The 18,939-nt window shown below is 69.6% G+C and carries 16 protein-coding genes; 5 read left to right on the top strand and 11 right to left on the bottom strand.

Features of this window, described 5'->3' with window-relative positions:
• Window positions 1-145: 145 nt before the first annotated feature.
• Genes ABGB01_RS24840 through ABGB01_RS24825 form a run of 4 tightly spaced genes read right to left on the bottom strand, consistent with a single transcriptional unit; the run spans window position 146 to window position 3,520 of the window.
• Window positions 146-781, bottom strand: coding sequence for a response regulator transcription factor (locus ABGB01_RS24840; protein ID WP_347775951.1), 636 nt, complete (start codon window positions 779-781; stop codon window positions 146-148).
• Between the two features lie 2 nt (window positions 782-783).
• Window positions 784-2,091, bottom strand: coding sequence for a sensor histidine kinase (locus tag ABGB01_RS24835; protein WP_347775937.1), 1,308 nt, complete (start codon window positions 2,089-2,091; stop codon window positions 784-786).
• Entirely contained in the window at window positions 2,085-2,807 is a 723-nt protein-coding gene (locus ABGB01_RS24830) for an ABC transporter permease (RefSeq protein ID WP_347647012.1), read from the bottom strand. The genes ABGB01_RS24835 and ABGB01_RS24830 overlap by 7 nt, the downstream gene beginning before the upstream one ends.
• Window positions 2,804-3,520, bottom strand: a complete 717-nt coding sequence (locus ABGB01_RS24825) for an ABC transporter ATP-binding protein (RefSeq protein ID WP_347775936.1) — start codon at window positions 3,518-3,520, stop codon at window positions 2,804-2,806. Before ABGB01_RS24825 ends, ABGB01_RS24830 begins: the two co-directional genes overlap by 4 nt.
• A 160-nt stretch (window positions 3,521-3,680) precedes the next feature.
• Here ABGB01_RS24825 and ABGB01_RS24820 point away from each other — a divergent pair, with 160 nt between their 5' ends.
• Window positions 3,681-4,526, top strand: coding sequence for an ABC transporter ATP-binding protein (locus ABGB01_RS24820; RefSeq protein ID WP_347618623.1), 846 nt, complete (start codon window positions 3,681-3,683; stop codon window positions 4,524-4,526).
• Window positions 4,523-5,374 (top strand): ABC transporter permease, encoded by an 852-nt coding sequence (locus tag ABGB01_RS24815; protein WP_347775935.1) that lies wholly within the window; start codon window positions 4,523-4,525, stop codon window positions 5,372-5,374. The genes ABGB01_RS24820 and ABGB01_RS24815 overlap by 4 nt, the downstream gene beginning before the upstream one ends.
• A gap of 508 nt (window positions 5,375-5,882) precedes the next feature.
• On the opposite strand, the gene ABGB01_RS24810 is transcribed toward ABGB01_RS24815, so the two are convergent.
• The 3 genes from ABGB01_RS24810 to ABGB01_RS24800 all read right to left on the bottom strand — a co-directional run bounded on the left by ABGB01_RS24810 (window position 5,883) and on the right by ABGB01_RS24800 (window position 8,346).
• Window positions 5,883-6,614, bottom strand: a complete 732-nt coding sequence (locus ABGB01_RS24810) for a 4'-phosphopantetheinyl transferase superfamily protein (protein ID WP_347775934.1) — start codon at window positions 6,612-6,614, stop codon at window positions 5,883-5,885.
• 132 nt (window positions 6,615-6,746) lie between these two features.
• On the bottom strand, window positions 6,747-7,409 hold the full coding sequence (locus ABGB01_RS24805) for a response regulator transcription factor (RefSeq protein WP_347618626.1): 663 nt from the start codon (window positions 7,407-7,409) through the stop codon (window positions 6,747-6,749).
• Complete coding sequence (locus ABGB01_RS24800) at window positions 7,396-8,346, bottom strand: sensor histidine kinase (RefSeq protein WP_347775933.1); 951 nt, start codon at window positions 8,344-8,346, stop codon at window positions 7,396-7,398. Before ABGB01_RS24800 ends, ABGB01_RS24805 begins: the two co-directional genes overlap by 14 nt.
• A gap of 821 nt (window positions 8,347-9,167) precedes the next feature.
• On the opposite strand from ABGB01_RS24800, the gene ABGB01_RS24795 reads away from it, so the two are divergent.
• Both ABGB01_RS24795 and ABGB01_RS24790 read left to right on the top strand, forming a co-directional pair.
• On the top strand, window positions 9,168-11,909 hold the full coding sequence (locus ABGB01_RS24795) for an AAA family ATPase (RefSeq protein WP_347775932.1): 2,742 nt from the start codon (window positions 9,168-9,170) through the stop codon (window positions 11,907-11,909).
• Between the two features lie 219 nt (window positions 11,910-12,128).
• On the top strand, window positions 12,129-13,058 hold the full coding sequence (locus ABGB01_RS24790; RefSeq protein ID WP_347775931.1) for an aldo/keto reductase: 930 nt from the start codon (window positions 12,129-12,131) through the stop codon (window positions 13,056-13,058).
• 19 nt (window positions 13,059-13,077) lie between these two features.
• On the opposite strand, the gene ABGB01_RS24785 is transcribed toward ABGB01_RS24790, so the two are convergent.
• A complete protein-coding gene (locus ABGB01_RS24785; protein WP_347775930.1) occupies window positions 13,078-13,953 on the bottom strand; it encodes a UbiA family prenyltransferase in 876 nt (291 codons plus the stop codon).
• 210 nt (window positions 13,954-14,163) lie between these two features.
• On the opposite strand from ABGB01_RS24785, the gene ABGB01_RS24780 reads away from it, so the two are divergent.
• Window positions 14,164-15,834 carry a 2-isopropylmalate synthase gene (locus ABGB01_RS24780; RefSeq protein WP_347775929.1) on the top strand — a complete coding sequence of 557 codons (1,671 nt, stop codon included), beginning with the start codon at window positions 14,164-14,166 and terminating at the stop codon, window positions 15,832-15,834.
• Window positions 15,835-16,169: 335 nt separating this feature from the next.
• Here ABGB01_RS24780 and ABGB01_RS24775 read toward each other — a convergent pair whose 3' ends face one another.
• Genes ABGB01_RS24775 through ABGB01_RS24765 form a run of 3 tightly spaced genes read right to left on the bottom strand, consistent with a single transcriptional unit; the run spans window position 16,170 to window position 18,617 of the window.
• Entirely contained in the window at window positions 16,170-16,979 is an 810-nt protein-coding gene (locus ABGB01_RS24775; protein WP_347775928.1) for a metallophosphoesterase, read from the bottom strand.
• Window positions 16,980-16,981: 2 nt separating this feature from the next.
• On the bottom strand, window positions 16,982-17,191 hold the full coding sequence (locus ABGB01_RS24770) for a DUF5988 family protein (protein ID WP_347775927.1): 210 nt from the start codon (window positions 17,189-17,191) through the stop codon (window positions 16,982-16,984).
• Between the two features lie 13 nt (window positions 17,192-17,204).
• Window positions 17,205-18,617, bottom strand: coding sequence for a carboxyl transferase domain-containing protein (locus ABGB01_RS24765; protein ID WP_347775926.1), 1,413 nt, complete (start codon window positions 18,615-18,617; stop codon window positions 17,205-17,207).
• Window positions 18,618-18,939: the final 322 nt, after the last annotated feature.

The following is an 18,939-nucleotide window of genomic DNA, read 5'->3' as shown; positions in this document are numbered from 1 at the left end:
GACGCGAGCCAGGGAAAGGAAAAGCCGGAGGTCAGGCTCTGACCACCCATCTGACTCATCGCTGGGAAAATGGGAAAAGAGGGAACGGCCGCCTCTTCAACGGTAGGAAATCGCCGGCGGGCGGCCCACCCCTAGGCGCCCTTAATCAGCCGTCGGCGCCGGGCCTGAGCAGGCCGGTTTCATAGGCCACCGCGACGGCGGCGGCGCGGTCGTTCACCTCGAGCTTGGCGAAGATGTGCAGCAGGTGGGTCTTCACGGTGGCCTCGGTGATGAACAACTTCCTGGCGACCTCGCGGTTGGTCGCGCCCCGCGAGATCAGCGACAGGACCTCCAGCTCGCGGCGGCTGAGCATCTGCTGCTGCGGCGCGCGGATCTTCTGCGTCAGCACGCCCGCCACGGACGGCGACAACACCGTCTCGCCGCGCGCCGCGGCCTGCACCGCGCTGCGCAACTCGGCGCGCGGGGTGTCCTTCAGCAGGTAGCCGGTCGCGCCCTCCTCGATGGCGGGCAGCACGTCGACGTCGTTGTCGAAGGTGGTCAGCACGAGCACGCGCACGCCGGGCGACTGCTCGCGCAGGCGGCGGATGAGCTCGGCGCCGTTCATCTTCGGCATGCGCAGGTCGGTGAGCACGACGTCGGGGTTGGTGCGCTGGACCACCGCCAGCGCCTCGAAGCCGTCGCCCGCCTCGCCGACCACCTCGAACTCGTCGTCGGTGAAGATGCCCCGCAGTCCGTCGCGGACGACCGGATGGTCGTCCACGATGATCAGGCGAATCGGCATGGTCACCCGGCGTCTCTGAGGCGGTCGGACGGTTCGGACACGGCGTCGGCGGGGATGGCCGGCACGGTCGCGGAGATGCCGGTGCCCTCGCCGGGCGCCGACTCGATCTCGAAGTCGCCGGCCAGCCTGGTCACGCGCTGGCGCATCGCGATGAGCCCGAAGCCGCCGGCCTCGGAGGCGGGCGAGCGGGAGGAGATGTCGGGCGGCCCGGGGACGAATCCGGCTCCGTCGTCGCGTACATCCAGCACCACGACATCTTCCATGTACGACAGGGTGAGAGCAACTCGTCCGGCCGAGGCGTGCTTGGCGACGTTGGACAGCGCCTCCTGCGCCACCCGCAGCAACGTGATCTCGACCTCGGCGTGCAGCGGCCTGGCGTCGCCGTTGACCGACAGGGAGGCGGCCACGCCGGTCGTTTCCGACCACCTGTCGGCGACGTCCCGCACGGCGGCGGGCAGCTGCGAGCCGGCCAGCGGCGCTGGGCGCAACGCCTGCACCGACCTGCGGGCCTCGTTGAGGTTCTCCCTGGCCAGGGTTCGTACGGTGTCGAGGCGGGCGAGCGCGGCCGGTGTGTCGTCGATCGCCTCCTCGGCGGCCTCGATCTGGGTGACGATGGCGGTCAGCCCCTGGGCGATGGTGTCGTGGATCTCCCTGGCCATGCGCTGCCGCTCGCCGAGCACCCCCGCCTCGCGGGCCTGGGTCAGCAGCCGGGCCTGCAGGCTCGCGTTCTCCTCGGCGAGCGCGGCCAGCTTGGCGCCGGTCTCCCGCAGCTGCTCGATCATCACCTTGCGGCTCTCGTTCTGGTCGGAGATGGTCTGGATGACCAGCCCGATCGCGGAGGCGATCAACGCGGCGATCAGGAAGGAGAAGAGCATCTCGCCCGGGCTCCGCCCGGCCTCCGGCCGCATGGAGACCAGCACGCCGGCCGTCGCGGCCACCCCGCCGTAGGCCCACCACCTGGGCAGCAGCCTGAACGACTGGATGAACGCCGCCGGGCCGGTCACCGTGAAGACCGAGTCGATGCCGACCAGCGCCCCGATGGCGGCGAGCAGGACGGCGAAGTAGACGATCGCCACCACCGGGTGCCTGGTCCAGCCGGGGTGCACGCCGATCAGGAACCAGTGCCAGGCCATCGCGAACGACGCTAGCACCAGCGTGTCGAGCCGCCAGTTCTGTGCCAGCGAGAAGGCGGCGGGCAGCAGGATGAACAGGTAGGGGAGCGCGGGCCAGACCCGGTCCCAACGAGAAAGGCCGGGTCCGGTGGAGGCGACCACCGATCCCGACCCTTCACGGCGGGCGCTGCTTACCACCGGAACGCCTTGACCGCGATGCCGGCGGTGACCAGGCAGATCCCCACCATGACCAGCATCGCCACGGGCGAGGCCGCGTGGCCCTCCCAGCCGTTGCGGATGGTCTGCACGGCCGGGGCCATGGGCAGCATGTCGCCGATGGCCCGCATCGAGCCGCCCATCGACTCGCGGGGGATCACCGCGCCGGAGATGAAGACCATCGGGAAGAAAACGCTCAGCCCGAGCACGGTGGCCGTGCGGCCGGAAGGGACGACGGCGCCGAGCAGGAAGCCGATGCCGCTGAGGCTCAGCGCGCCGAGCACCCACGCCAGCACCACGATGCCCGGGTTCGCGGGGGCGGACAGGTCGTAGCCGATGGCGCCGATGGCGATGAGCAGCACCGTGCCGAGAAGGGCCATCAGCATGTGGGCGATCCACTGGGCGCCGAACAGCATGCCGGGGGAGGCGGGGGTGGCGAGCAGCCGCTTCAGCACCCGGCGCTCGCGGTACTGCGCCAGGGTGGCCGGCAGGATGACCAGCGTGGCCAGCCCGATGACGAAGATGCTCAGCATCGGCACGTTGGCGTCGACCGACGGCAGCCCGCCGGGAAGGGGCTTGCCGTTGCGCAGCTTGACCCAGATCATGATCGTGGGGAAGGCCAGCGCGAAGAACGCCGACATCGGATCCCTGATGATCAGCTTGAGCTCGACCGCGATGACCTGCGTGATGCCTTTCATGCCGCCTGCCCTCCCGTCAGCGCGAAGTAAGCGTCCTCGAGCGATTCCGTGCGGCCCTGGGTGATCAGCTCGCCCGGGGTTCCGTGGGTGATGACGCGGCCCTGGTCGATGATCGCCATGCGGTCGCACAGCGCCTGGGCCTCGTCCATGAAGTGGGTGACCAGCACGACGGTCACGCCGCGGTCGCGGACCTCGCGGACCAGGCCCCACGTCATGCGGCGGGCGGACGGGTCGAGGCCGGTGGTGAGCTCGTCGAGGAAGACGACCTCCGGGTTGCCGACCAGGGCCAGCGCGATGAACAGGCGCTGCTTCCAGCCGCCGGACAGGCTCGCGAAGCTGGAACGCTGCCGGTCCGTCAGGCCCCACTCGTCCATGAGCTTGCGCCAGTCGGCCGGCTTGTCGTAGAAGGAGGCGTACATCTTCAGTGCCTCGCCCACCTTCAGCGCGTCCGGCAGGGCGGCCTCCTGGAGCTGGACACCGATGCGGGGAAGCAGCTCGCGACGGTCGCTCTGGGGATCGAGGCCCAGGACCCGCAGGACGCCGCCGTCCCGCTCGCGCAGGCCCGACATGCACTCCACCGTGGTGGTCTTGCCCGCTCCGTTGGGGCCGGCGATGCCGAAGATCTCGCCTCGTTCCACCTGCAGGGATACGTCCGTCAGCACTTGGCGGCCTTTGTAACTTTTACTCATGCCCTCGATTTCGATGACTGTCATGTTTAAAGAATCATCGGGATCAGCCGCATGCGACATCCCCCGAACGGTTGATAGGGGGTCAGCCTCCCGATTCCGGGTCCGACCTGCGGATTGGCTTCCCGACCAGGTGAAACGCTAAATAGGGGTGTCGTACGCGGCGCTGATCCCCAACTCTGAATGCATGAGCGATACAGCGGTGCGCGTGCGTGAGCTGCGCAAGCGATACGGCGACGTGGTCGCCATCGACGGCGTTGACCTGGATATCGCCCGTGGCGAGGTGTTCGCGCTCCTCGGCCCCAACGGCGCAGGCAAGACGACCACTGTTGAGATCCTGGAAGGCCATCGCCGGCGAGACGCCGGCGAGGTCAGCGTGCTCGGCGAGGACCCCGGCGTGGCCGGCCGGGCGTGGCGCTCCCGTCTCGGGATGGTGCTGCAGTCGGCCACCGACGCCGCGGAGATGACCGTGCGCGAGATGGTCCATCACTACGCCCACTACTACCCGAGGCCCCGCGACCCCGAGCACGTGATCGAACTCGTCGGGCTCGCCGGCAAGGCGGACGCTCGCACGCGCAACCTCTCCGGAGGCCAGCGGCGCAGGGTCGACGTGGCGCTGGGCGTGCTCGGCAACCCCGAGCTGCTCTTCCTCGACGAGCCGACCACCGGTTTCGACCCCGAGGCCCGCCGCCAGTTCTGGAGCCTGATCTCCCGGCTGGCCGACGAGGGCACCACCATCCTGCTGACCACGCACTACCTGGACGAGGTCGAAGCGCTGGCCAACCGGGTCGGCGTGATCGTCCAGGGCAAGGTCGTGGCACTGGGCGAGCCGGCCACGCTGGCCGGACGCTCGCAGGCCATGGCGACCGTCAGCTGGACCACCGCCGACGGCGACCACAGCGTGAAGACGGCGACGCCGACGCAGGTCGTCGCCGAGCTCAGCGGCCAGTTCGACGGTGAGATCCCCGAGCTGACCGTGACACGTCCGTCTCTCGAAGACGTCTACCTCGGCCTAATCGGAGATCACTCGTGACCACCACGTTGTCAAGACCACCGACCCGGATGGCCGCCGCGACGGCGGGGCCCCTGCCGAGCGCCGGTCGGCTGGTTCTCAAGCGCGGTGCGCTGGAGCTCAAGAGCTTCTTCCGCACCAAGGGACAGTTCATCGTCATCTTCTCCCTCCCGGCGATCATGCTGATGCTGCTCGGCGCGATGCAGTCAGGCAAGCCGGACTTCAACGGCGTCACCGGCGCCCAGATCCTCACGGCCGGCATGATCGGCGCCGGCATCATGGGCACGACCTTCCAGAACCTCGGGATCAACGTGGCGCTGGAGCGCCACGACGGCACGCTGAAGCGGCTCTACGGCATGCCCATGCCGCGGATCGCCTATTTCGGCGGCAAGGTCATCCAGGTCCTCGTGTGCATGGTCGCCGAGGTCGCCCTCCTGGTCGTGGTCGGGGTGCTGATGTTCGACGTGCAGGTGCCCGGCACGCTCGACCGGTGGCTGACCCTTGCCTGGGTCCTCCTCCTCGGCGGCGTGGCCTGCACCCTCCTCGGCATCGCGGTCGGCAGCCTGCCGAAGTCGGCGCGCGGCGCGAACGCCATCATCACGCTGCCCTTCCTCATCGTGCAGTTCATCTCCGGCGTCTACATGCCCTTCTCCGACGTGCCCGCCTTCCTCCAGTTCATCGCGTCCCTGTTCCCGCTCAAGTGGATGACCCAGGGCATGCGTTCGGTGTTCCTGCCCGAGCACGCGGCGGCGCTCGAACCGGCCGGCTCGTGGCAGCTCCCGCTGATCGCCCTCGTGCTCGCCGCCTGGTGCGTCGGCGCGTTGCTGCTGTGCATGAAGACGTTCCGCTGGACCGCCAAGGACAGCTGACCGTAGTGGCAGGACAGGATTGCGCGGATTTGCTGACGAGGGGAGGGGAGCACGGCGCGGACGAGTCCCGGTGACGGTGGCGGGTCCTTGAGGACGCCACCGTCATCCTCATGTCCGGCCGCATGAACCGGTGGTGATCGTACGCGGTGCGGTGTCCTGGACGGGATGCGGCGCCGCCTTCCGCTGCGTGGACGTGGCCACCGGCCCTGCACGGCCGGCGTGGACGCCTCTGAGACGGGCGCCGGAGAAGGTTTCCAGAAGAGCGCGCCAGACAGGGCCCTCGGACAGGGCCCTCGGACAGGGCCCTCGGACAGGGCCCTCGGACAGGGCGCCGCAGAGGGGCGCGGATCCGCGGAAAGGGCCAGGAGCGAGGCTCTGGCCTGGCGAGGTGGCCCCGGTCGCGAAAGCCGCAGAAGGGCGCGGGGGCGGGATCCGAGGCGGCCGCGGGAGGGCGCGCCTCCCGGCCGGCCGGCCGGGTCAGGCCCTGACGGCGGCCGCGTACGGCGCGTCAGGCCCTGACCGGCTGCGGCACGGGTCGCCTGAGCACCGGGCGGTGGCGGCGCGAGGCATTGCTGGCGGCCATGACGATGGCGGTGAGGAGCAGCCCGTCACGGGCCATGTACTTACCGGTGAAACCCGCCAGCTGCTGCCCGCCCACGTGCGGGCCGGTGACCAGGAGCCGGGCGGAGAAGGCGCCCAGGACGGGGTTGAAGGTCAGGATCGCGTCCTCGAAGTCCAGCCACCGCTTGGCCAGCGGGAACCAGGCCTTGTAGACCGACTCCTTGGCGGAGAACAGCAGGCGGTCCCAGCAGATCTCCGGGTGGTCGGCGGCGAGCGCGCGCAGGGCTTTGCGCTCCTCGGCCAGGGAGACCGCCTCCAGGACGCCGTTCGACAGCGGCTCGTTGGGTTCGGCGTCGATGCCGATCGTGATGGTGTCGCCGCCGGGGCTGACGACGGCTCCGCGGTAACCCGCGCAGTGCGTGATGCTGCCCACGAAGCCCTTGGGCCACTGGGGCTCGCCACGCAGTCCGGGCAGGAGGGGCTGCGGCGGCAGGCCGAGCAGGCTCATGGCCTGCCTGGCGCACATGCGCGCCGTGACGAACTCCTTGCGCCGGGTCTCCACCGATCGGCTGATCACCTCTTCTTCAGCGGGGAAGAGCATCGCGTCGTGGTCGTCGAACGTGTCCACGGCCACCACCCACGGGGGGAGGATGCTCCCGATCAAGGCATTGGTGTTCACCCTTCCAAGCTAGATACGGCCTTGCCGCGAGAGAACGTTCGACCAGGTCTTCTCGGGCCGTCCGGAGCCGGTTGCGGGGTGAACCCGCCCTTAGAAGGGGGTGCGACCAACGCGAAATGTCCCTATTTATGGTCAATTGTCGGATCGTGCCCGCGATGGCGTGATCAGTGAGGCGTCGATCGCGCGGTTGACGGCGTCGATGCGCGACGCGGCCCCCAGCTTGACGAAGATGTTCCGCAGGTGGCGCTTGACCGTGGCCTCGGTGGTGTTGATGCGGGCGGCGATCTGCCGGTTGCTGAGCGCCTGCGCCGCCAGTTCGAGGACCTCGCGCTCCTTGCTCGTCAGCACCTCGGCGGGCGCGCTCTCCATCTGCGCCAGGCTCTCGCGGGAGACGGCCAGGACGATGCGGTCCGGCTCGTCGTGCACGCTCCGGATCGCCGACACCAGCTCGTGCCAGTGGACGCTTTTGAGCAGGTATCCGCGGATGCCGGCGGCGAGGAGCCTGCGCAGCAGCTGCGGGCCGTCGTACATGCTGAGGATGATGATCTGCGTGTTCGGGACCTCACTGCGCAGCCGCGTCACGGTGTCGGTGGCCGAGTCGCCGGGGATCTCCACGTCCAGCAGGAGGATGTCCGGCTTCTTGTCGGCGACCAGGCGGAGGGCGTCGTCGGAGGTGCCCGCCTCGCCGACCACGGCCAGTCCCTCCTGGGCTTCCAGGATCTCCCTGAGTCCTTCGCGGAACAGGGCGTGGTCGTCCACGATGGCGATCGTGGTGGGCGGGTCACTCCTGATCATCGAGGCGCCTCTGGATGGGCACGGCGAGATCGACCCTGGCGCCCCTGCCGGGCTTGCTGGCGATCGTCACCGTGCCGCCGAGTAACTGGGTGCGCTCCCTGATGGACGACAGCCCGAGGCTGCCCTTCGGCGGCTGGCCGTCCGGATCGAAACCGCAGCCGTTGTCGATCACGCACGCGACCAGTTCGTGCGGCGCGACGTCGATCCTGATGAGGATGGCCGACGGCTCCCCGTGGGTGAGCGCGTTGCGCGCCGCCTCACGCAGGATCAGCAGGCACTCCTCGCTGACGGTCGCGGGCGCCCAGGTCTGGTCGCCGTTGACGATCAGCTCGATCTGTACGTCCTCCGTCCCGATGATGTCCAGGTAGCTGAGCAGCCCCTTCTCCAAGGTGCTGCCCCCTGGGGGATGGAGGTCGGAGGTGACCTGGCGCAGGCTGTACATGGTCTCCTGGATGGCCTGCTGCGCCATCTCCAGCTTGGCCAGTGCCTTCGCCGGCTCCCCCGGGCGGTACATGTTCGACAGCTCCAGCTGGCGCTGGGCCACGCTGAGGCTGTGGCCGATGCGGTCGTGCAGCTCCCTGGCGATCCGCCGGCGCTCGGCCATCTGCGCCTCGGTCACCTTGTTGAGCAGGATGCCGGTGTAACTGTTCGCGGCCTCCCTGATGCGCAGGGAGATGCTCTGTTCCAGTGCCGTCACGACGAGCTTGAGCATGTGAGCGGCATGGGTGTCGTCCTGGAGCCGCTGGCTCAGCGTGGCGAACGCCGCGCGGAAGAACACCGAGGCCGCCATCAGCGACTCTCTCGGATGGACGCCCGCCGACGCCCTCGCCACGCCTATGTCCCAGGCCAGGAAACGGGACGTCTCGTCGTCGTCCTGCAGGCGCCCCGCACGCAGTGCCCCCGCCATCTCCGTCAGGATCTGGCCTGCGTTCGTCATGACCTGGGCTTTCGTCACCTGATCATTGATCAACACGCTACCGATGGCCGCAAGTCCCTGCTCGTACTTGCTCAGTATGTCCGCTCGGCACTCCTCGATAAGGCTCGCCGGCCCCGTAGCGTCTTGCTCACCCGTATGCGCAATTTCTCCCACCGTGTCCCCTTGGAGAGTGCACGAATGCTTACATCTTGGGTCAACACTGGTGAGTAGGCAACTGTATGCCGATGACGGGCATACGCGGAGTGTCCTCCGAGCAGCCTCTGTCGGCCCTGTGACCTGCTGAAACGGGGCACGACATGGAAATGTCAATATTCCGTGAACGGCGCGCCGCAGGCCCAGGTTGGCGCGCCAGCTCGCCGGAGTGGCGCGACGGGACGGCGGTCTACATGAGCGTGACTCGTATTAGCGCGATTCACGTTAATGACTCATAACGATACTCGTCAGTAAGGTTTGGGCCTCTTCACCCCCTCCCGCGTGCGCCGGCCGCTGGGGCCGCGGGGCCCGCGGGGCCCTGGGATCCGCCGGCCGCGCGCCGCCCGGCGCGGGCCCGCGATGACTCGGACCAGGGCGTGGTCCGAAAGGTGAAGACCGGCTGGTCCATACGGAGCGACCCGCGTTATTAAGGATAAGCCGTATTGTGAGCCCCCAGAGCCGCACCTAACGTGATGAGCGTCAACCCAGAAACGGGTGCGGAAGGGGTTGAGGTCATGCGGCAAGTGCGACAGTCCAAGACGTCGAAGCCGAGAAAAGAGCAGAAAAGCTCGTTGGACCTCAGAACTCCTTCCGGTCGTAAATTGCCTTTCTAAAAGGGGTGTCCAATCATGGGGCTGTTCGAGAGAGATGCGGCCATGACCTCCATGCACGGCCTCCTCGCCGAGGCCGTTGGCGGCAAGGGCAGGGTCGTGATGGTGACGGGGGTCGTCGCGACCGGCAAGAGTGAGCTTCTGCATGCCTTCGCCGAACAGGCACTCGAACGGGGTGCTCTGCCGCTGGTGGCGTCCGCCACCCAGGCGGAGAGCGATATTCCGCTGGGCGTGCTCGGCCAGCTCTTCCAGAACGCGCCGCTGCGCGAGGACGTGCGCGCGGTCGCGGCCGACCTGCTGCGCGAGGGCGCGGAGATGGCCTCGCCCGCCAAGGGGGACCGCGTCGAGCAGGTGGACGTGCAGATCGTGCACTCGCTCTGCGCGGTCCTGCTCTCGCTGGCCGAGCGCCATCCGCTGGCGATCGTCGTCGACGACGTCCACCTCGCCGACAGGGCCTCGCTGCTCTGCCTGTCCTACCTCGTCCGCAGGTCCAGGTACGCGCCGCTCGTGGCGGTCTTCAGCCAGGCCGAGTACCGCCAGCACATGCACGGCTTCTTCGCCACCGAGATGCTCCGCCAACCCCACTGCACCGCCGTCAGGCTGGCGCCGCTGTCGTACGGCGCCGCGCTCAGCATGACGGCCGAGCGCCTGGGCGAGGCGGCGGCCAAGGAGGTGACGCCGGAGTGGCACGCGCTCAGCGGCGGCAACCCGCTCCTGCTCCGCGGGCTGATCGAGGACCACGAGAGCGGCGGGAGCGCTCCCGCCGAGCGCTACGGCGAGGCCGTGCTGTCGTGCCTGCACCGGGCCGATCCCGGGCTCATGCAGGTCGCCGGCTGGCTCGCGGTGCTGGACGACCCGGCGCTGCTCGAGCGCCTGCTCGGCTCCGACACCGCGACGATGGCGCACGCCATGCACTGGCTGGAGACCGCAGGCCTGCTGGAGTCGGGCCACTACCGGGCCGAGATCGCGAGGAGGACCGTGCTGGCCGAGCTGAGCGACGAGGTGCGCCGCAGCGTGCACCGGCGGGCCGCCGAGCTGCTGCACGAGGAGGGCGCCGGCGACATCGCGATCGCCGAGCACCTGCTCGGCGCCGACGCGACCGACCTGCCGTGGGCCGTGCCCGTGCTGGAGGCGGCGGCGCTGAGCCGGCTGGACGGCGGGTCCGTCACCTCGGCCGTGGACTACCTGAAGCTCGCCTGGCGCGGCTGCACCGACGAGCGGCAGCGCACCACCATCGCCACGGTCCTGATGCGCGCCGAGTGGCGCATCAACCCCAGCACGCCGGCCGAGCACATCGCCGAACTGACCGACGCCCTGCACAACGGGACCCTCCGCGGCAGCGACGCGGTCGTGCTGGCCAGGGCGCTGCTGTGGCACGGCAAGGTCGACGACGCCTGCCAGGTGCTCGAGCACCTGAAGGAGAGCGGCGACACCGAGCCGCAGACCGTGGCCGAGCTCATCGGCACCCGGCTGTGGCTGCGCTGCTCCGCGCCGCCGCTGCTGGCCCACGTCAACAGGTCGACCAGCGAGCAGGCCAGGGAGGCCGTGCTGCCCGTACGCGTGAGCCGGCGGCTGGAGTCGATCAACGCGCTGATCTCGGTGCTCACCCGCGGGCCGCGCGAGCGCGTCCTCGGCACCGTCGAGCGCATCCTGCACAGCTCCCGCCTGGACGAGATGTCCATGGACACGGTCGAGAGCTCCCTGCTCGCGCTCACGTACGGCGGCTGGCCGGACAAGGCCGTGCCCTGGTGCGACGCCTTCATCGAGGAGGCGCAGTCCCGCAGCGCCCCCGCCCGGCGCGCCCGGTTGACCGCGATCCGCGCCGAGATCGCCATGCGCCGCGGCGACCTCGAGACCGCGGCGTCGTGCGCCCGGCAGGCCCTGGAGATCATCCCGCCCGCCAGCTGGGGTGTCACCGTGGGCGGCCCGCTGGCCAACCTGATGCTCGCCAGCACGGCCATGGGGCAGTACGACCAGGCGCTCGCCCAGGTCAACACGCCGGTGCCGGACGCCATGCTGCAGACCCGCTTCGGACTGCACTACCTGCACGCCCGCGGGCGCTACCACCTCGCGGTCGACCACCCGGCGGCGGCGCTGCGCGACTTCCGGTTCTGCGGCGAGCTCATGGCCGAGTGGGAGATGGACACGCCGGGATTCATCGCCTGGCGTACCGACGCGGCCGAGGCGCTCATCCGGATGGGCGAGCAGGCGGAGGCCCGCGCCCTGATCGAGGAGCAGCTCTCCCGGTGCGGCCCGATGGCCTCCCGTACGCACGGGATCGCGCTGCGCCTGCTGGCCGCCACGAGCGAGCTCCGGCACCGGCCCATGCTGCTGCGGCAGTCCACGGACCGCCTGCAGGCCTGCGGTGACCGCTACGAGCTGGCCCGGTCGTTGTTCGACCTCACCGAGGCCTTCCACAGCGTCGGGGAGTTCCGCCGGGCTGGGATCATCGCCAGCCGTACGCGCACCCTCGCCCAGGAGTGCGGCGCCCAGCCGCTGAGCCACGCGCTGGACGGCGACGGCGCCGCCGCCGAGGGGCAGGGCTCCGAGATCAGCAAGGTGGCGGCCATCCTCAGCGACGCGGAGCGACGCGTCGCCGGCCTGGCCGCGGTCGGATACACCAACCGGGAGATCGCCGCCAAGCTGTTCATCACGGTGAGCACGGTCGAGCAGCACCTGACCCGCATCTACCGCAAGCTCGGGATCACTCAGCGCTCCGATCTCCCTCCCAATCTGGAGCTCAGCCCCACCCTGCGCTGACCTCTTGAGCTCCTCGATCTGCCCACCGTGCGGACCCCGCGCGGTGGGCAGTGACATTAACAATGTGTATAACGAAGAGTTGCATACAGTGTCAAGAGCGGATAAAGCGCAATGATGTTTCCTATATTCGCCCGGTGCTCCCGGAGGATAGGGGTTGTGGCGCGAACTTGGCCCACAGATCGTATGTACCAACGGTGAGGGTCAATGGGAGGGAGTGTTGTGGACAGCAGAAGGCTGGGAGACACGGGGCCGATCACCTCGTGTCTGGGCTTCGGATGTCTGGCTCTCTCCGGCGTGTACGGCGAAGCGGACCGCTCGGAGTCGCTGGCGTTGCTCCACAACGTGCTCGACACAGGTGTCACCTTGCTCGACATGTCCGACGACCACGCCCATGGTGAGATCGAACGGCTCGTCGGCGAGGCCGTCAGGCCCTGGCGCGACGACGTTCTGCTCTCGACGCGCACCCTCAGCCGCTCGGGCAACGTGCCGCTGCGGCAGGCCTGCGAAGCCTCGCTGGAACGGCTGGGCGTCGACCACGTCGACCTCTACATCGTCGGCAGGGAGCCGGGCGCCGTGCCCGTCGAGGAGACCGCGGGCCGGCTCGGCGAGCTGGTGGCGGCGGGCAAGGTGCGCTACGCGGGCCTGACAGGGGTGACGGGGGACGAACTGCGCCGGGCGCACGCGGTCCATCCGATCACCGCCCTGGCCATGGAGTACTCCCTGTGGCACCGTGACGCCGAGCTCGACCAGCTGCCGGTGGCGCGCGAGCTCGGCATCGGGCTGATCGCCGGCCGGCCGCTGGGCCGCGGCTTCCTGGCCGGGCGCGGCGGCTCCGCCCGCGAGCTCGACCCGGGAGACGCCCGCCGTGCCGACCCCCGGTTCGACTCGGCCAACCTGCCGGGCAACATCGCCAGGCTCAGGAAACTGGAGGCCGAGGCGGCGACCATGGACGTCAGCACCGGCCGGCTGGCGCTGGCCTGGCTGCTGGCCAGGGGGCCCGACGTGGTGCCCGTGCCCAGCACCCGCGACCCGGTCCACCTGGAGATGAACGCGGGTTCCGTCAGGCTGCTGCTGACCGACGCGACGTGCCGCAGGCTGGAGGCGGCCTTCCCGCACGGCGCGGCCGCCGGAGCACCGCTCCCCGGTTGACCGGTCCTGCTCAGAGGACTCAGACGAGGGTCAGGATGACCAGGCCGTGCAGGGCGTACTGGGTGGCCATGAAGGCGCCGTACGGCTCGCGGCGCCGCCCCTGGACGCACAGGACCGTGATGGCGATCGCACCGGCGACCATGGCGAGAGCGCTGGGCCACAGGGGCAGCTCCAGCAGCAGCACCGCCGCCGTGAACGCGAGTGCCAGGCCGATGGCGACGGCGCAGATCGCCCGCCGCAGGGCGTCCTCGCCGTGCGTGACCGCGAAGGTGGTCCGGCCGGCCTGCGCGTCGCCCTCGATGTCGGGCAGGTCCTTGGTCGTCGACCCCACCAGCGCGGTCCAGAGCGACGCCGCCGGCACGAAGACGATCAGCATCAGGGAGACCCGGAACTCGCTGGCGTAGGAGAGCGCGCCCGCGACGTAGGTGAGCACGGTGGCGGCGCCTCCGGTCAGGACCGTGCCGCCTGAGCTGCGCTTGAGCGGAAACGGCGGGCCCGAGTACAGGTAGCCGAGCACCAGCACGACCGCGAGCAGCAGGCCCATCCGCGGGTCGAGCGCGAAGCCGCTGAGCAGGCTGACCAGCGCCGCGCCCACCGCCACCGCGGTGGCGAAGGCGGGCGGCAGGTCGCCTCTGCAGATAGGCCTGCGCGAGCCGTTGAGGCGGTCCTCGGAAACGTCCATCACGCCGTTGAAGAGATAGACGGAGAAAATCATCAGCACCCATGTCAGGGCGCCCCAGGCCGTTCTGCCGAGATGCCCGTCGGCGCCGGCGACCTGCGCGCACAATGCGGTGCCGGTCAGAAAGCGCAGTAAGAAGATTAACTGCACAGAAGGGCGAGACTCTGCCAGACACAGACCGCCGCGCCGCAGCGCCACGGTTTCGATGGTCGCCATGATCGGATTGTGCGCGACCGCCGGGAGGCGGAGAAGGGGGGTGCGCCTAAAGATACCGGGGTCCGCACTCTCGATACCCGGGCGGATATCTATGGGTAAGGACCGGCACTCTCATGATCCCCGCCCTGTTCGGCGGCGCCCGGCCGATTGTACGTTGTGATCGGAGATCTCCTACAGGCAGACCATGACCAAGGCGAAGGAGATTCAACCATGGTCCCGACCCGCCCCGTAGAGCGCTATTCGGACTTTACTCCGTTGGCCCTGGCCGACCGTACGTGGCCGGACAAGAAGATCGTTTCAGCGCCGCGCTGGCTGTCGACGGACCTGCGCGACGGCAACCAGTCGCTGGCCAATCCCATGTCGCCGGCCAGGAAACTCCAGATGTTCGAGCTGCTCGTCGACATCGGCTACAAGGAGATCGAGGTCGGATTCCCGGTGGCCAGCCAGGACGACTACGACTTCGTACGCCTGCTCATCGAGGAGAACCGCATTCCCGACGACGTGTGGATCTCGGTGCTCGTGCCGGCGCGGGACGAACTGATCGAGCGTTCGGTGAGCGCGCTTTCCGGCGCGCCGCGTGCCACGTTTCACCTCTACAACGCGACCGCGCCGCTGTTCCGGCGCGTGGTGTTCGACATGGACCGCGCGCAGTGCAAGGACCTGGCCGTGCAGGGCACCCGGATGATGATGAAGTACGCCGAGCGCGATCTGGCCGGCTGCGACCTGCGTTACCAGTACTCGCCGGAACTGTTCAACGAGACCGAGGCCGACTTCGCCCTGGAGGTCTGCGAAGCGGTCATGGACGTGTGGGGGGCCGGCCCGGGGCGCCCGATCATCCTGAACTTCCCCACCACCGTGGAGCGTTCCCTGCCGTCGGTGTTCGCGGACCAGGTCGAGTGGCTGGACCGCAACCTGTCCCGCAGGGAGCACGTGTGCCTGTCCATCCACCCGCACAACGACCGTGGCACGGGGGTTGCCGCGGCCGAGCTGGCGATGCTGGCCGGCGCCGAGCGGATCGAGGGCTGCCTGTTCGGCAACGGCGAGCGGGCCGGCAACGTGTGCCTGGTGACGCTGGGCATGAACATGTTCACCCACGGCGTGGACCCCGAGATCGACTTCTCCGACATCGACCGCATCCGCGGCACGGTCGAGCACTGCAACGAGATCCCCGTGCACCCCAGGCACCCGTACGGGGGCGAGCTGGTCTACACCGCCTTCTCCGGCTCGCACCAGGACGCGATCAAGAAGGGGTTCGACGACCTGGAGCGCCGGGCGGCCGGGTCCGGCGTCGGCGCCGACGAGATGCCGTGGACCATGCCGTACCTGCCGGTGGACCCCAAGGACGTCGGGCGCACGTACGAGGCGATCGTGCGGATCAACAGCCAGTCGGGCAAGGGCGGCATCGCGTACATCATGAGCGCCTGGCACGGGATGGAGCTCCCTCGCGAGCTGCAGCGGGAGTTCGCCCGGCTCGTGCAGGAGCGGGCCGACCTGCGGGGCAGCGAGCTCTCGCCCGACCAGGTGTGGGAGCTGTTCCAGGAGGAGTACCTCTCCCGCGACGAGCGGTCCGGCGCGCTGGGCGCGGGCGGCGACCGGATCACCGCGACGCTGCACATGGACGGCCAGCGCGAGCAGGCCGTGCGGGCCATCGGCGCCACGCTGGCGCCCCTGGGCGTGGACGTGCGGGCGGTGCACCGGTCCGGCGGCGCCGAGCAGGTCGCCAGCATGGAGACGACGGTGTACGCCGAATGCAAGGTGGACGGCGAGACGGTCTGGGGGGTCGGCGTCGCCACGAACGTGGTGGACGCGACCCTGACGGCGGTCGGCTCGGCCGCCAGGAGGAGCGGGCGGACGGAGGTCAGGCTCGCGAATGCCAGCTGACGCCCGGCGCGCGACAGAAGCCCGGCAGCGGCCGCCATCAGGCGGCCGCTGCGGCGTTTCCACGGCAGGCCCGACCGCGTGACGATCCCGGATGCCGAAGCGGCGCACGCGGCGGCCGATGGTCCCCGGGCACGACGAAAGCCACCGCTCATTTTCTCGATGAGCGGTGGCTTTTCGTTCTCGGAAGGCCTCGCAAAAGGGGTACGACGTCTAGCTCAATGCCTCACCTCGCCGGCGGGATAAACACCTTCAAAACTGTGTTACCTGTATTCAAGCGCCGCCCGGACGCTTTTCCCACCCCTAGCTCACCCTTAGGGCGAACACGAATTCCCCGGTCAGCTTATTCGCCGCAGACGGCCCGGCTCGGTGGGCCGGGGGCGCCATTCGCGGGGATATCCCAGCGAGACCTCCTCGAACCGCACGCCGTTGTGCCAGGTGGTGCGGGGAATGTGCAGGTGCCCGTAGACGACCGTGCTCGCGTTGAACCGCACGTGCCAGTCGGCGGTGCGCTCGGTGCCGCACCACAGGGCGAAGTCGGGATAGCGCAGGACGTCGGTGGGCCGGCGTACCAGGGGATAGTGGTTGATCAGCACCGTCGGCAGGTCCGCGGGCAGCTCGCCCAGCCGCCGCTCGGTCAGCTCGACCCGGGCCGCGCACCACGCCTGCCGGGACGGGTACGGGTCGGGATGCAGCAACATCTCGTCCGTGCACACCACGCCGCGCTCGTAGGCCTGGGCCAGCGCCTCGGCCCGGGAGTGCACGCCGGGGACCCGGAAGGAATAGTCGTACAACACGAACAGCGGCGCCACGACGAGCGAGCCCTCCCAGACCGGGTAGGGATCTTCGGGCGTGACGATGCCCAGCTCGCCGCAGAGCCGCACCAGATGGTCGTAACGCTCGACGCCGCGCAACCGCACGGGGTCGCTCGGATGGGTCCACAGCTCGTGGTTGCCCGGGGCCCACACGACCTTGGCGAAGCGCCCGCTGAGCAGGCGCAGCGCCCATTCGATGTCGGCCATGAGCTCGGCGACGTCGCCCGCGATCAGCAACCAGTCGGTGGCGGACCGGGGCCGCAGTGCCTCCACGATCTCCCGGTTGTCCGCATAGCCCACGTGGAGATCGCTGATGGCGAGCAACGCCGACATTCCTACTCCGCGATGGCCGTCCGCATGATCCAGGTAAAGACGGGAAGCTCCTGCCCGTCCACGCGCGTTCGCTCACCTCTGTGGAGGAAGTGCTCGTACCCACTGCCGAAAGGCAGTTTGATCTTCTCGCAGCCCGGCGCGACGGTCAAGAACCGCCGTTCGGTCGGCAGGTGGTTCGGTCCCCCGATGAGCATGACTTTGACGTACGACATGGGTCACCTCGTTTCAGAGCGGGATGTTGGAGTGGCAACCGCGGGACTGCGGCGCCCGTGCGAGTGCTTCTGCCAGCCGGAGCCGGGTCTCGGAGGGGGAGATGACCTCGTCCACCACGCCGAGCGCCATGGCCCGCTCCACCCCGCCGGCCGTGCGCTGGTGCTCCTCCACCAGGCGCGCGTGCAGGTCCGGCCGCTCGTGCTCGGGCACCGCGGCCAGCTTCTTGCGGTGCAGGATGCCGACCGCCGCCTCGGCCCCCATCACCGCCACCTCCGCGTCGGGCCAGGCGTACACCGCGGTCGCCCCCAGCGACCTGGAGTTCATGGCGATGTAGGCGCCGCCGTACGACTTGCGGGTGATCAGCGTCACCCGGGGGACGACCGACTCGGCGAAGGCGTGCAGCAGCTTCGCGCCCCGCCTGACCACGCCGCCCCACTCCTGCTGGACGCCGGGCAGGTAGCCGGGAACGTCGACCACGACCACCAGCGGGACGCCGAGCGAGTCGCACATCCGCACGAAACGCGAGGCCTTCTCCGCCGAGAGCGAGTCGAGGCAGCCGCCCTTGCGCAGCGGGTTGTTGGCGATCACGCCGACGGCCCGCCCGCCGAGCCGCCCGAGCCCGACCACCATGTTGGGGGCCCAGCGCGGCTGCAGCTCCAGAAAGTCGGGGTCCAGCACGGCGCGGACCAGCGGCCGGACGTCGTAGGCGCGCCGCGGCATGTCGGGGAGCAGCGCGCGCAGGTCGCGCGGCTCGCTCAGCGCGGCGAAGTCGTAGCCGCCCGGCCGGGTGAAGAACCCCGTCAGCAGGCGGGCGCGGTCGTACGCGGCCTCCTCCGAGTCGACCGTGACGTGCGCGACGCCCGACTTGGGGCCGTGCGCGTCCGGGCCGCCGAGCCCGGCCATGTCGATGTGCTCGCCGGTGACCGTACGGACGACGTCGGGGCCGGTGATGAAGACGCGGCCGGCGTCCGACATGATGATCACGTCGGTCAGCGCGGGTCCGTACGCGGCCGCGCCCGCGGCCGGCCCGAGCACGACCGAGATCTGCGGGATGAGGCCGGAGGCGGCCGTCATGGCGGCGAACATGCGCCCCACGCCGTCCATCGACTCCACGCCGTCGGCCAGCCGGGCGCCGCCGGAGTGCCACAGCCCGATCACCGGGCAGCGCCGGCGGACGGCCAGCTGGATGGCCTCGACGATACGGTTCGCGCCCGCCCAGCCCAGCGCGCCGCCCATGATTGTCGCGTCGGTGCAGTAGGCGATCACGGGCGAGCCGTCGATCAGCCCGTGCACGGCCTGCACGCCACTGCTGTCGTCGCCGTCTATCGGCACCGCCGAGTCGGGATCCAGGAGCCGCGAGAAGCGCACCGATGGAGTCCTCGGATCGAGTATTGCCTCCGTGGGAAAAGCGGTCAGGACCGTCATCGTTGTCCTTTCGCCGGAATCTGTCCTTCGAAATGTCCCGGGCGACCCCTATCGCGAACAACCCCTATCGCCTCGTACCTCTAGCAGGGGAGCCCTCGGACGTAGGGGGTTCGTGGGGTGACCGGTAAATGCACGCCGTGTGACACTCGGCTTGTGTTGTTCGCCGAATTCCAGCGTGCCGGCCGGTGTACGGCAGGCGCAGAAAGGTGCGGAAATCATGAAACGCACACAGCTCAAGAAAACCCGGCAGACCTCACGTAATCCCAAGTTCGAGGCGCCGGACACGCGCACCCCGTCCGGCCGGCTGCTGCGGTTCTAGGAG

The organism is Nonomuraea sp. B5E05, from assembly GCF_039880665.1.
Classification (GTDB): domain Bacteria; phylum Actinomycetota; class Actinomycetes; order Streptosporangiales; family Streptosporangiaceae; genus Nonomuraea.
Note: the sequence above shows the minus strand (reverse complement) of the source record. Positions and strands in the feature narration are given on the sequence as shown.